Raw genomic sequence first — 12,963 nt, forward strand, 5'->3', positions numbered from 1 at the left:
CCCGTCAGCTGGGTGGGCAACCGAATATCCGGCGCTCACCACGGCCGCGCGGGGCATCTCCAGCTGTGGGGACTTTCTCGCCGCGAGCGCCCTCACCCTGGCCCTGCAGTCCGCCGGGGCGGGCGGCCTGGCAGTCTCCGGCCTGCTGCTCGCGGCCACCCTGCCGCTGGTGGCGCTCGCCCCGCTGACCGGACGCCTCGCCGACCGGGTGGACAGCCGGCTCCTGCTGGTGATCGCCGGGCTCGCCCAGGCCGGGGTCTGCCTCGCCCTCGCGTACGCCGACGATCCGGTCCTGGTCATCGCTCTGGTGGCGCTGCTCGCCGCCGGGCTCGCGGTCACCCAGCCGGTGCTCGCCGCGCTGGTGCCCGCCATGGTCCGGGCCGCGGACCTGCCCCGGGCGAGCGCCCTCAACCAGACCGCCGGCACCCTCGGCGCGCGCCGGGCCGGCGCTGGCCGGGGTGCTGGTCGGCGAGTTCGGCGCGCGCCTGCCACTGCTCGTCGACGCCGGCAGCTACCTCGCGCTGGTGGCGGCCGGGCTGCTCATCCGTACCCGACGGGGCGGCTCCCGACGGGCGGACCCGGCGGCCACCGGGCCCGGGACGGCCACGACCGGCTGGCGGTTGCGCCGCGACCCGCTGCTGGTCGTGATGGTCGGCACCCTCGCCGCGGTGATCGGTGCGGTCGGGGCGATCAACGTGATCGAGGTCTTCTTCATCCGGGAGACGCTGGGCAGCTCCACCACCGTGTACGGCGTGGTGACCGGCGCCTGGACGCTCGGCATCGTGCTCGGCGGTTGGCTCTTCGCCCGGCTCGCCCGGCGGCTGGTGGACGACGGCGCGCTGCTCGGCGCCGGTCTGGCCCTGCTCGGCGGCTGCTGCCTGGCGGTCCTGGCCTCGGCGGCGGTGCCGTAAGCGGCGCTGCTCGTGCCGATCTGGCTGCTCGGCGGGGTGGCCAACGGGGGCGACAACGTCTTCAACAACCTGCTGCTGGCCCGCCGGGTTCCCGAGGCGTCCCGGGGCCGGGCGTTCGCCGTCTTCGGCGCCGCGGTCCAGGGGGCCGGGATGGCCGGGTTCCTGGTCGGCGGCCTGCTGCTGGAGCTGGCCGAACCCCGGCCGCTGGTCGCCGGCTGCGGGGTGGCCGGCCTGCTCGTGGTCGCCGCGGTGGCGGTCCCGGTCCGCCGGGCGGTCCGCGCCGAGCGGGCGGCCGTGGCCCGACCGGACGAGCGCGGCCCGGCGGTCGACCGCGTGGCGGCTGCGGAGTTGGCCACTCCGACGCCATCCCGGTGAGCCGGCCGTCGGCGGCGGGGATACGGTCGGGGCATGGCTGACCGCATCACCCGCCCCCGTGTCGGACACATCCAGTTCCTGAACTGTCTGCCGATCTACTGGGGGCTGATGCGGTCCGGCGCGCTGCTCGACGTCGACCTGCACAAGGACTCGCCGGACCGGCTGAACGCCGCGCTGGTCGCCGGCGACCTGGACATCGGGCCGATCTCGCAGGTGGAGTACCTGCGGCACGCCGACGAGCTGCTGCTCCTGCCGGACCTCGCGGTCGGCAGCGACGGCCCGGTCCTCTCCGTCAACGTGGTCTCCACCAAGCCCCTCGCCGAGCTGGACGGCCGCCGGGTCGCGCTCGGCTCGACCTCCCGGACCGGCGTCCTGCTGGCCCAGCTCCTGCTCGCCGAGCGGTACGGCGTCCGCCCCGAGTACTTCCGATGCCCGCCGGACCTGACCCAGATGCTGTTGGAGGCCGACGCCGGGGTGGTGATCGGGGACGTGGCGCTGCGCGCCCTCTACGAGGCGCCCCGCCGGGGCCTGGCGGTCACCGACCTCGGCCAGGCCTGGCGGGACTGGACCGGGCTGCCGATGGTCTTCGCCGTCTGGGCGGTCCGCCGCGACTTCGCCGCCGCCCACCCCGGCATGGTCAAGGAGGTGCACGAGGCGTTCCTGCGCTCGCGTGACCTCTGCCTGGCCGAGCTGGACCAGGTCGCCGAGGCGGCCGCCCGGTGGGAGCCGTTCGACGCGGCGACCCTGGCGACCTACTTCCGCACCCTCGACTTCTCCCTGGGCGAGCGGCAGGTGGCCGGCCTGCGCGAGTTCGCCCGGCGAGCCGCCGCGATCGGCGAGGTCCCCGCCCTGCCCGAGGGCGGCCCCGAGTTCTTCGCCGGCTGACCAGGCCGGCCGCTCCGGTTCTGCCGGCCGGTCTGAAACGACGACGTGGCGGCATCCCGGGTCGGGACACCGCCACGTCGGCGAAGCGGAGACGGCTCAGGTGGCCGGGCGGAGCAGCGCCTCGGTGATCTTCTGGCAGTTCTTCATGCCGTACTCGTAGCCCATGTTGATCGGGTAGCGGACCATCACGCCCATCGTCCAGGTGTCGCCGATGGCGAGGCAGTTGATGTGCATCTCCTGCTCCCGCGTGCGGTCGATCCAGCCGTTCTTGATCGCGATGGTCTTCTGCTCGGCGGCCGGGAACGCCTTGCGGATGCCGAAATCGCCGGCGCCGCGGACCAGCCGCATCTCGTTGAGCAGCCACTTCGTCCACTTCGGCCCGGCGGCCCGGCCGTCCGAGATGCACAGCCCCAGCCGCGCGGTGTCCCGGGGGGACAGGTTCGTCCGGCTCCAGCCGCCGTCCGCGGCCACCTTGCTGTCGGTGAGCTCGCAGGTCGAGAGCAGTCGCTTGATCGAGGCCGACCGGCCGACGTTGTTGTAGAACTGCTCGGCCCGGGTGTTGTCGCTGTCCCGGATGATCTGGGTGGCATCGGCGAGCTTGGCGCTGCTCGGGGTCTGGCCGGCCTCGTCCGCCCGGCGCAGGTAGTCGGCGACGATCCAGGACTTGATCATCGAGGCGGTGGTGCTGGTCTCACCCATGTTCTTGGAACCGATGATCTGGCCGGTCCGCTTGTCCAGCACGCTCCAGGCGTACCAGCCCTTGATGTCGAGGTCGAGCTCCTGGGCCTGGAACGGCAGCGGCTCCAGGGAGGGGGACGGCGACGGGGTCGGCTGGGATCGGCTGCTGCGGTCGGTGGCCGCGCTGGTGGACCGGCCGGGCGACCCGGCCGAGTAGGAGCCGGCCGCCGGGCGCAGCGGGGAGCCGGGCACCACCCGGAGCGAGACGAGCACCAGTCCGACCAGGATGACGGCGACCGCGCCGTACATGAGCGGCCGGTGGTCGTTGCCCGGACGGCGCCGGGTGCCAGCCATCAGAGCTTCCCGACCGGCTGCTGCGGCACCTTCAGGGCCGCGCCAGGCTGCGGGGTGACGAGCTGGGTGGTGACGCTGGCGCAGACCTTGGCGCCGTACGCCAGGCCGAGCTTCTGCGGGTAGCGCATCATCACCGCGAGGGTCCACTTGTCAGTCACCGCGAGGCAGTTGACGTGCCACTGGACGTCCGCCCAGAGCATGGTGAACCCGTTCTTGATGCTGACCGGTCCCTGCGCCTTGATCTCGTCCGGCAGGCCGTCGATGATCCCCCACCGGCCACCGCCCTGGGTGGTCTGCTGGTCCTCGACGTCACCCCGGACCTTGGTCATCTCGCTGAGGACGAAACCCGTCCACTTCCGTCCGGCGGCGGTGCCGTCACCGATGCAGTCACCCATCCGCACCGCGTCCTGCGGCGACATCTGGGTGTACGCCCACTTCGCCTTGGTCGGCTCGATCTTCGTGTCGGTCAGCTTGCACATCTTGATCAGCCGCTCCAGCACTGGCCGGCGCCCGCCGGCGTTGTAGAGCGACTCGGCGGAGATGTCGTTGCTGTCCCGGATGGCGGTGACGATCTGCTTCTTCCGGGTCGCGCTCAGCGGCTTGTCGCCGAGTTGCCGAAGGTAGTCGGAGACGATCCACGCCTTCATCATCGACTCGGTCGAATTGGTCGCGGTCATGTTCTGCGCGCCGCTGATCTCCCCGGTCTTCCGGTCCATCAGCGCCCAGGAGAAGAACTTCCCCTTGAAGTCCACCGAGACCGGGCCGGCGGCCAGGGTCGGCGGGGGCGGCGTGGTGGGCGCGGGAGCGGGCACGTTCTCCCCGCCGCCGATGCCGCCGATGCTGGCGAGGGCGCTCCCACCGGAGAGGCGGGCGTACGCGGCGGGCACCAGCATGACGCCACCGAGAAGGACCGCCACGATGGCGAGCACCATGGTCACGCGAGGTCGCATGAGTGGGTGAGCTCCAGATGTCTGGCCGGGGGGACCGGCTTTTCCGAATGGGTACGGCCTGATCGCCGGGGCCGGGGGAATGGCCGTGAGCCGGTGGCGATCGTCAGCAGCCGATCGGTGTGCCGGGGGAAGTCTACTTCCGGACAGGCCCGACGCCAGGGCCTGCCGCCTGTCAACTCGCCGTGAAGGCGGGGCAATCTGCCGCTATGCCGCCGTTGGGAGGATTCCCCTTCCCGCAGTGGCCCAACTCACAGGTTTGCGCAGGTCGGCGGCTTTCACTGGGAGCGGTCAGCCGGCGACGGAAGGTGTGGCCGGTTTCCTGTTACACCCTCTGGTGTCATCGGTCGCGAGCTGTAACACTGGCCTCATGTATGGCAACGACTTCTCCGCGCCGGACGACGCGCCCGGCGGTGGCCTGCTCGGCGAGGTCGAGGCGGCCGAGGCGGCGCTGCGGGAGGCCGCCGCCCGGGCCCGGCGCGGCGGGCCGGCCCCTGACGAGGACCTCGAGGCGTACTTCGCGGACGTGATCGACGCCGATCAGAAGATCGAGCCGCGCGACTGGATGCCCGAGGCGTACCGGAAGACGCTGATCCGGCAGATCGCGCAGCACGCACACTCCGAAATCATCGGGATGCAGCCCGAGGGGAACTGGATCAGCCGCGCCCCCTCGCTGAAGCGCAAGGCGATCCTGCTGGCCAAGGTGCAGGACGAGGCCGGCCACGGCCTCTACCTCTACGCCGCGGCGGAGACCCTGGGGGTCAGCCGGGACGAGCTGGTCGAGCTGCTGATCAGCGGCCGGCAGAAGTACAGCTCGATCTTCAACTACCCGACGCTGACCTGGGCCGACGTGGGCGCGATCGGCTGGCTGGTGGACGGCGCGGCGATCGTCAACCAGGTCCCGCTCTGCCGCTGCTCCTACGGCCCGTACGCCCGCGCGATGATCCGGGTCTGCAAGGAGGAGTCGTTCCACCAGCGCCAGGGGTACGAGATCCTGCACACCCTGGCGCACGGCACCCCCGGGCAGAAGGCGATGGCCCAGGACGCGGTCGACCGCTGGTGGTACCCGTCACTGGCCATGTTCGGACCGCCGGACGGAGACTCGACCCACTCGGCGCAGTCCATGGCCTGGAAGATCAAGCGATTCTCCAACGACGACCTGCGGCAGCGCTTCGTGGACATGTGCGTGCAGCAGGCCGAGATCCTGGGCCTGCGCATCCCCGACCCGGACCTGCGCTGGAACGACGAGCGCCAGGCGTACGACTACACCCAGCCCGACTACGACGAGCTGATGCAGGTGATCAAGGGCAACGGGCCGTGCAACCGGCAGCGGATGGAACACCGCGGCCGCGCCCACGCCGACGGCGCCTGGGTGCGCGAGGCCGCCGCCGCGTACGCCGCGAAGCGGTCGGCGAACAACAAGGAGAAGGTGGCCGCGTGAGCAGGGAATCGTCGCCTCTTTGGGAGGTCTTCGTCCGGGCCCGGCGCGGGCTGTCGCACACCCATGTCGGCAGCCTGCATGCCCCCGACGCGGAGCTGGCCCTGCGCAACGCGCGGGACGTCTACACCCGCCGTCAGGAGGGCGTCTCGATCTGGGTGGTGCCGGCGGCCGCGATCACCGCGTCCAGCCCGGACGAGAAGGACGCCTTCTTCGACCCGGCCGCCGACAAGGTCTACCGCCACCCCACCTTCTACGAGCTCCCGGACGGGGTGGCCCACCTGTGACCGGCTCCTTCGACTTCGTCCTCTCCCTCGGCGACGACGCGTTGATCGCGGCGCAGCGGCTCGGCGAGTGGACCTCCCGCGCGCCGGAGATGGAGGAGGACATCGCCCTGGCGAACATCGCCCTCGACCAGCTCGGCGCGGCCCGGCTGCTGCTGACGTACGCGGGTGAGCTGGAGGGCGCCGGCCGGGACGAGGATGCGCTGGCGTTCCTTCGCGACGACCGGGAGTTCCGCAACTGCCTCCTGGTCGAGCTGCCCAACGGCGACTTCGCGGTCACCATGGCGAAGCTGTTCTTCCTGTCGGCGTACCAGTTGCCGCTCTACACCGCGCTGGCCGGTTGCGCCGACGAGCGGCTGGCCGCGATCGGGGCGAAGGCGCGCAAGGAGTCGGCGTACCACCTGGACCACGCCGCGCTCTGGGTGAAGCGGCTCGGCGACGGCACCGGGGAGTCGCACCGTCGCATGCAGGCCGCGGTCGACGAGGTCTGGCCGTACACCCATGAGCTGTTCGCGGCGGACCCGGCGGCGCCGGTCGACCCGGCCACCCTGCGGGCCGACTACGACGCCACGGTCTCCGCCGTGCTCGCCGAGGCGACGCTCACCCGGCCCGAGACCGGCTGGACGCCCGGTGGTGGGCGGGACGGCGTGCACACCGAGCACCTCTCCTACCTGCTGGCCGAGATGCAGGTGCTGCACCGGGCGCATCCGGGGGCGAAGTGGTGACCGACCCCAGGGCGGCCGCGGCGGCGGTGGTGGACCCGGAGATCCGGGTCATCACCATCGACGAGCTGGGCATCCTGCGGGCGGTCGAGGAGGATCCGGCCACCGGCCGGGTCGTCGTCACCATCACCCCCACCTACACCGGCTGCCCGGCGATGGACGTGATCCGGGCGGACATCCGCCGGGCGCTCGCCGCCGCCGGCCACCCGGACGCCGACGTCCGTACGGTCTACAGCCCGGCCTGGAGCACCGACTGGATCTCCGACAGCGGCCGGGCGAAGCTCGCCGCCGCCGGCATCGCCCCGCCGGCACCGGTCAGCGCCGGCAACGTCGTGCCGCTGACCCTCGCCGTGCGCTGCCCGCGCTGCGGCTCCCCGGAGACCGAGCAGGTCAGTCGCTTCGGCTCCACCGCGTGCAAGGCGCTGTGGCGCTGCCGCTCCTGCTCCGAACCCTTCGACCACCTGAAGGCGCTGTGACTGTCACCATCACCCGACCGGTCCGTCGCCGGCCGGCCTTCCACCCGCTTCCCGTGGCCGCCGTCGACCGGCTCACCGACGACTCCGTGGCGGTCACCTTCGCCGTGCCGGCGGAGCTGCGGGAGACCTTCGCGTTCTCCGCCGGCCAGCACCTGACCGTGCGGCGCACGGGTGCGGGCGGGGAGGAGGTGCGGCGGTCGTACTCGATCTGCTCCACTCCGGACGACCTGGCCCGGCACGGCCGGCTGCGGATCGGGGTGCGGGAGATCCCCGGCGGCGCCTTCTCCGCGTTCGCCTGCGGTGCGCTGCGCGGCGGCGACACCGTCGAGGTGCTGCCCCCGTTGGGGCACTTCACCACGGCGTTCGCGCCCGACCGGGTGCGCCACTACGGCGCGCTGGTCGCCGGTTCCGGCATCACCCCGGTGCTCGCGCTGGTCGCGACCGCGCTGGCCGTCGAGCCGGCCAGCACCTTCACCCTGGTGTACGGCAACCGCACCGCCAACACGGTGATGTTCGCGGAGGAGCTGGCGGACCTGAAGGACCGCTACCCGACCCGGCTGCACCTGGTGCACGTGCTCTCCCGCGAGCAGGGCGAGTCGCCGCTGCTGTCGGGGCGGATCGACGCCGACCGGCTGGGCCGGCTGCTGGACACCATCGTGCCGGGCGACGCGATCGAGGAGTGGTTCCTCTGCGGCCCGTACGGGATGGTGGTGGACGCGAAGGCGGTGCTGACCGGCCGTGGGCTGGCGGAGTCGGCGGTGCACACGGAGCTGTTCCACGTCGACGCGCCGCCGGAGCCGGTGCGCCGCCCGGGCGACGAGCCCGGCGCGGGGGCCGAGGTGACGATCGTGCTGGACGGCCGCGCGTCGAACTTCACGATGGGCCGTGACGAGCGGGTGCTGGACGCCGCGCTCAAGGTCCGCGGCGAGCTGCCGTACGCCTGCAAGGGCGGCGTCTGCTCCACCTGCAAGGCGAAGGTCGTCTCCGGCGAGGTGACCATGGCCCGCAACTACGCACTGGAGCCGGACGAGGTGGCCGCCGGCTACGTCCTCACCTGCCAGTCGAGCCCGGTCACCGACAAGCTGACGGTCGACTACGACGCGTGATCCCTGGGCGGGTCGCGTCGAAGGTTGCGCTGGGTGACGGCCGCGGTCGAGCGTGACATCCCCTGTTCCGGCCTTTGCTCTGCTTCAGCAGAGGCAACACCGCCCTGATCAGCTCTTCTCTCCTTGACCGCCCGGCATGACGAGAAGAGCCCGCTTACTTTGGGTGGCTGTTGCGTGTCTTGAAGCAGAGCAAAGGCGGCGGATCGGGGTGTCGGAGCGGATGCCGGCGTAACGCCCCGTGGCCCTGGCAGGACCGAAGGCCGAGGACGTCACATCGGGCGGCCGCGCGTCGCCGGGTCGGAACCGGCGACGTAGGCTCGGGGGCGTGACGGTGAGCCGGGAGATCGACGACATCCTGCAGCGCGGCGCGGACGGCGGGCGCATCACGCCCGAGGAGGCCCTGCTGCTCTACACCGAGGCGCCCTTCCACGCGCTCGGCGAGGCGGCGGACGCGGTGCGCCGGCGGCGGTACCCGGACAACATCGTCACCTACCTGATCGACCGCAACATCAACTACACGAACGTCTGCGTGACGGCGTGCAAGTTCTGCGCGTTCTATCGGGCGCCGAAGCACAAGGAAGGGTGGACCCACCCGACCGAGGAGATCCTGCGCCGCTGCGGCGAGGCGGTCGAGCTGGGCGCCACCCAGGTGATGCTCCAGGGTGGCCACCACCCGGACTACGGCGTCGAGTACTACGAGGAGCTCTTCTCCTCGGTGAAGAAGGCGTACCCGCAGCTCGCCATCCACTCCATCGGCCCGAGCGAGATCCTGCACATGGCCAAGGTCTCCGGCGTCAGCCTCGACGAGGCCATCGCCCGGATCAAGACAGCCGGCCTGGACTCGATCGCCGGGGCCGGCGCGGAGATGCTGCCGGACCGCCCGCGCAAGGCGATCGCCCCGCTGAAGGAGTCCGGGGCGCGCTGGCTCGAGGTGATGGAGCTGGCGCACCGGCAGGGCGTCGAGTCCACCGCGACGATGATGATGGGCACCGGCGAGACCAACGCCGAGCGGATCGAGCACCTGCGGATGATCCGCGACGTGCAGGACCGCACCCAGGGCTTCCGGGCATTCATCCCGTGGACGTACCAGCCGGAGAACAACCACCTGAAGGGCCGCACCCAGGCCACCACCCTGGAGTACCTGCGGCTGGTCGCGGTGGCCCGGCTCTTCTTCGAGACGGTGCCGCACCTGCAGGCCTCCTGGCTGACCACCGGCAAGGATGCCGGCCAGCTCGCCCTGCACATGGGCGTGGACGACCTCGGCTCGATCATGCTGGAGGAGAACGTCATCTCCTCCGCGGGCGCCCGGCACCGCTCCAACCTGCACGAGCTGATCGGGATGATCCGCTCGGCCGACCGGATCCCGGCGCAGCGGGACACCCTCTACAACCGGCTCGCCGTGCACCGCACGCCGGCCGACGACCCGAGCGACGACCGGGTGGTCTCGCACTTCTCCTCGATCGCCATTCCGGGTGGCGGGGTCGGGAAGTCGCTCCCGCTCGTCGAGGTCAACTGACCCCTGCCCGCGACGTCCCGCGCGGTCGACCGTCCCGAGCCGCGGGGCGGTCGGCCGAACGGTCAGGGTTCGGCGCGGGGAGTGGCGGTCGTGATCGCGTGCCGCTAACGTGCCGGCTCGTAGCTTCCTTCGCCGCACGGCGAGCTCTCCACGATCGTCCTCCATCGGCCCGCGAGGGCCGTTCACATAACGCACGGCAGCAGGGGCGGGATGGGTCACCATCCCGCCCCTGCTGTCCCTTCCGGTCGTGACGTCCGCTCCGCCCGGCGACGGGTACCCGTCCACCGTCGGCTGGGGACCGGCTGGCAGAGTGGAGGGGTGAGCCGTACCCCGCAGGGCCAGCGCGCCAGCCTGGACAAGCAGCCGCACGAGGTCGCCGCGATGTTCGACGGCGTGGCGGCCCGCTACGACCTGACCAACACCGTGCTCTCCTTCGGGCAGGACCGGTTCTGGCGGCGGGCCACCCGGGCGGCGCTCGGGCTGCGCCCCGGCGAGCGGGTGCTGGACGTGGGCGCGGGCACCGGCGTCTCGACCGAGGAACTGGCCCACTCCGGGGCGTACGCGGTGGGGGCGGACCTGTCGCTGGGCATGCTGCACGCCGGCAAGCGGACCCGTCCGCAGGTGCCGCTGCTGGCCGGGGACGCGCTGAGGCTGCCGTTCGCCGACGCCAGCTTCGACGCGGTGACCATCTCCTTCGCGCTGCGTAACGTCAACGACACCGACGCCGCGCTGCGCGAGCTGGCCCGGGTGACCAGGCCGGGCGGCCGGCTGGTGGTCTGCGAGTTCAGCACCCCGGTCAACCCGGCCTTCCGGACCGTCTACCTGTCGTACCTGATGCGGTCCCTGCCGGCGGTGGCCCGCGCGGTCTCCAGCAACCCCGACGCGTACGTCTATCTCGCCGAGTCGATCCGGGCCTGGCCCGACCAGGCGGCGCTGGCCGCGCGGATCGGCGCGGCCGGCTGGGGCCGGGTGGCCTGGCGGAACCTCACCGGCGGCGTGGTGGCGCTGCACCGCGCGATCCGCGACTGACCCGGCGCGGCGTCGCAAGCCTCGCGGGCCAGAGAAGCGTCTTTTTCGTGAATATACGTTTTTAGTCCACTTTGCCCCGTAGGCTCGCCCCATGACGGGACGAGACCAGGCGGCCGCGACGGCGGCCACCGACGACGACGCCGCGGAACTCATCGCGCAGCTCAAGGAGCTGGCCGGCGCCGATCCCGCCGACGTCCGTCAGGTGGTCGCCGAGGTGCTCGCCGCGCTCGACCGCGCCGCCGGAGGCGCGCTGCGGGACCACCTGCCCGAGGCGATCCGGGTCGATGCCGGGCTGGACACGGCCGCCCACACCCTGCCCTGACGCCGAAGTGGGCCCCTACCGGCGCGTTTCCACGAAGTTAGGTACCCCTCACCGCCTACCGGTGTAACCCCGGTCATAGACTCCAACCCGATCGGCTTGTGAAGCATTTCACGAGCATGCGGGAGGAGGCGCAGATGACCGCGGTGGAGAACGACGCCGACGTGATCGTCGTGGGCGCCGGTCCCGGAGGATCGGCGACCGCGTACCACCTGGCTCGGCACGGCGTCCGCGTGCTGCTGCTGGAGAAGACCGAGTTCCCCCGGGAGAAGGTCTGCGGCGACGGGCTCACCCCGCGCGCCGTGCGGCAGCTCATCCGGATGGGCGTGGACACCTCGCCCGAGGCCGGCTGGCTGCACAACAAGGGCCTGCGGGTGATCGGCGGCGGGGTACGCCTCGAACTGGACTGGCCCGACCTGGCCAGCTTCCCCAACTACGGCCTGGTCCGCACCCGGCTCGACTTCGACGACCTGCTCGCCCAGCGTGCCGTCTCGGCCGGGGCGAAGCTGCGTACCAGCGTGAACGTCATCGGCCCGGTGCTCGACGCCGACGATCGGGTGATCGGCGTGCAGGCCGAGGTCGGCCCGGAGAAGGAGCCGGCCACCTTCCACGCCCCGCTGGTGGTCGCCGCGGACGGCGTGTCCGGCCGCTTCCCGCTCGCCCTCGGGCTGGCCAAGCGGGAGGACCGGCCGATCGGGGTGGCCGTCCGGCGCTACTACCGCTCGCCGGCCAAGCACGACGACGACTACCTGGAGTCGTGGCTGGAGCTGCGCAGCAAGGACAGTGGCGACAACCTGCTCCCCGGGTACGGCTGGATCTTCGGCCTGGGCGACGGGCGGGTCAACGTCGGCCTCGGCGTGCTGAACTCCTCCTCCGCGTTCGGCAGGACGAACTACCGGCGGCTGCTCACCGACTGGCTGGCCAACACCCCCGAGGACTGGGGGATGACCGACGAGGCGAACGCGGAGGGCCCGATCCTCGGCGCCGCGCTGCCGATGGGCTTCAACCGCGTTCCGCACTACACCCGCGGGGTCATGCTGGTCGGCGACTCCGGCGGCATGGTCAACCCGTTCAACGGCGAGGGCATCGCGTACGCGATGGAGTCCGGCGAGCTGGCCGCGGAGATCGCGGTGCAGGCGCTCGCCCGGCCGGCCGGCGCCGAGCGGGAACGGGCGCTGATGGCATATCCGCAGGAGCTGAAGGCCCGCTTCGGGGGCTACTACCGGCTCGGCGGCATCTTCGTGAAGCTGATCGGCCGTCCGGAGATCATGCGGCTCGCCACCAAGCACGGCATGCCGCACCCGACGCTGATGCGCTTCGTGCTCAAGCTGCTGGCCAACCTGACCGATCCGCGCGGTGGCGACTCGATGGACCGGGTCATCAACGCCATGACGAAGGTCGCGCCCGCCGTCTGACAACGGGTTCCCGGCCGGCGACGGCCGGGATCCGACAAAAGATCGACCCCCCGCCGGCCGAGGTCGTGAGGGACGTGAATAGTGTGATTTTGGCCAGCCACCGAGGGCAGGGAAGGACGAGCAGGAGATAACGATGACGCTCTCGCCTTACGCACCGATCATCGGGCTGTTCGCCCTCGCCGCGGGGTTCGCGCTGTTCTCCGTGGCCGCCGCCCGCTTCGCCGGTCCCCGGCGCTTCAACAAGGCCAAGCTCGAGGCGTACGAGTGCGGCATCGAGCCGAGCCCGCAGCCGGTCGGCGGTGGCCGGTTCCCGGTCAAGTTCTACCTGACGGCGATGCTCTTCATCGTCTTCGACATCGAGATCATCTTCCTCTACCCCTGGGCGGTCTCCTTCGACGCCCTGCCGATCTTCGGCTTCGTGGAGATGGTCATGTTCATCGTCGCGGTCTTCGTCGCCTACGCCTACGTCTGGCGGCGCGGCGGCCTGGACTGGGACTGAGGGAGGTAC

At 71.8% G+C, this 12,963-nt stretch carries 13 protein-coding genes and 1 pseudogene; 12 read left to right on the forward strand and 2 right to left on the reverse strand.

From position 1 onward, the window contains the following. Positions 1–55: 55 nt before the first annotated feature. Both ACFOYX_RS31265 and ACFOYX_RS31270 read left to right on the forward strand, forming a co-directional pair. Positions 56–1,286, forward strand: a pseudogene (locus tag ACFOYX_RS31265) (MFS transporter). A gap of 33 nt (positions 1,287–1,319) precedes the next feature. After that, positions 1,320–2,171, forward strand: coding sequence for a menaquinone biosynthesis protein (locus tag ACFOYX_RS31270; protein WP_322441120.1), 852 nt, complete (start codon positions 1,320–1,322; stop codon positions 2,169–2,171). Positions 2,172–2,267: 96 nt separating this feature from the next. Here the strand turns inward: ACFOYX_RS31270 and ACFOYX_RS31275 are convergent, their stop codons facing one another. Together ACFOYX_RS31275 and ACFOYX_RS31280 are read right to left on the reverse strand one after the other, a co-directional pair. Further along, the gene (locus ACFOYX_RS31275; protein ID WP_322441119.1) at positions 2,268–3,203 is read right to left on the reverse strand and encodes a hypothetical protein; all 936 of its coding nucleotides are present in this window, start codon (positions 3,201–3,203) and stop codon (positions 2,268–2,270) included. After that, positions 3,203–4,153 (reverse strand): hypothetical protein, encoded by a 951-nt coding sequence (locus ACFOYX_RS31280; protein ID WP_322441118.1) that lies wholly within the window; start codon positions 4,151–4,153, stop codon positions 3,203–3,205. Before ACFOYX_RS31280 ends, ACFOYX_RS31275 begins: the two co-directional genes overlap by 1 nt. Positions 4,154–4,520: 367 nt before the next feature. Here ACFOYX_RS31280 and paaA point away from each other — a divergent pair, with 367 nt between their 5' ends. The 10 genes from paaA to ACFOYX_RS31330 all read left to right on the forward strand — a co-directional run bounded on the left by paaA (position 4,521) and on the right by ACFOYX_RS31330 (position 12,954). Beyond that, positions 4,521–5,591, forward strand: coding sequence for a 1,2-phenylacetyl-CoA epoxidase subunit PaaA (gene paaA / locus ACFOYX_RS31285; protein ID WP_322441117.1), 1,071 nt, complete (start codon positions 4,521–4,523; stop codon positions 5,589–5,591). Further along, the gene (gene paaB / locus ACFOYX_RS31290; RefSeq protein WP_322441116.1) at positions 5,588–5,875 is read left to right on the forward strand and encodes a 1,2-phenylacetyl-CoA epoxidase subunit PaaB; all 288 of its coding nucleotides are present in this window, start codon (positions 5,588–5,590) and stop codon (positions 5,873–5,875) included. The genes paaA and paaB overlap by 4 nt, the downstream gene beginning before the upstream one ends. Further along, a complete protein-coding gene (paaC, locus tag ACFOYX_RS31295; RefSeq protein WP_322441115.1) occupies positions 5,872–6,597 on the forward strand; it encodes a 1,2-phenylacetyl-CoA epoxidase subunit PaaC in 726 nt (241 codons plus the stop codon). The genes paaB and paaC overlap by 4 nt, the downstream gene beginning before the upstream one ends. Beyond that, positions 6,594–7,070, forward strand: coding sequence for a 1,2-phenylacetyl-CoA epoxidase subunit PaaD (paaD, locus tag ACFOYX_RS31300; RefSeq protein ID WP_322441114.1), 477 nt, complete (start codon positions 6,594–6,596; stop codon positions 7,068–7,070). Before paaC ends, paaD begins: the two co-directional genes overlap by 4 nt. Then, the gene (gene paaE, locus ACFOYX_RS31305; protein ID WP_322441113.1) at positions 7,067–8,176 is read left to right on the forward strand and encodes a 1,2-phenylacetyl-CoA epoxidase subunit PaaE; all 1,110 of its coding nucleotides are present in this window, start codon (positions 7,067–7,069) and stop codon (positions 8,174–8,176) included. The genes paaD and paaE overlap by 4 nt, the downstream gene beginning before the upstream one ends. A 325-nt stretch (positions 8,177–8,501) precedes the next feature. Continuing rightward, entirely contained in the window at positions 8,502–9,692 is a 1,191-nt protein-coding gene (gene mqnC, locus ACFOYX_RS31310) for a cyclic dehypoxanthinyl futalosine synthase (protein ID WP_109801193.1), read from the forward strand. 318 nt (positions 9,693–10,010) lie between these two features. Continuing rightward, complete coding sequence (locus tag ACFOYX_RS31315; protein ID WP_109801194.1) at positions 10,011–10,721, forward strand: demethylmenaquinone methyltransferase; 711 nt, start codon at positions 10,011–10,013, stop codon at positions 10,719–10,721. A gap of 91 nt (positions 10,722–10,812) precedes the next feature. Further along, positions 10,813–11,043, forward strand: a complete 231-nt coding sequence (locus tag ACFOYX_RS31320) for a hypothetical protein (protein WP_109801195.1) — start codon at positions 10,813–10,815, stop codon at positions 11,041–11,043. A gap of 134 nt (positions 11,044–11,177) precedes the next feature. Beyond that, the gene (locus ACFOYX_RS31325) at positions 11,178–12,455 is read left to right on the forward strand and encodes a geranylgeranyl reductase family protein (protein WP_109801215.1); all 1,278 of its coding nucleotides are present in this window, start codon (positions 11,178–11,180) and stop codon (positions 12,453–12,455) included. A gap of 133 nt (positions 12,456–12,588) precedes the next feature. Further along, on the forward strand, positions 12,589–12,954 hold the full coding sequence (locus ACFOYX_RS31330) for an NADH-quinone oxidoreductase subunit A (RefSeq protein ID WP_109801196.1): 366 nt from the start codon (positions 12,589–12,591) through the stop codon (positions 12,952–12,954). Positions 12,955–12,963 lie beyond the last annotated feature (9 nt).

The organism is Micromonospora sp. GCM10011541 (assembly GCF_042650725.1).
GTDB lineage: Bacteria > Actinomycetota > Actinomycetes > Mycobacteriales > Micromonosporaceae > Micromonospora > Micromonospora sicca.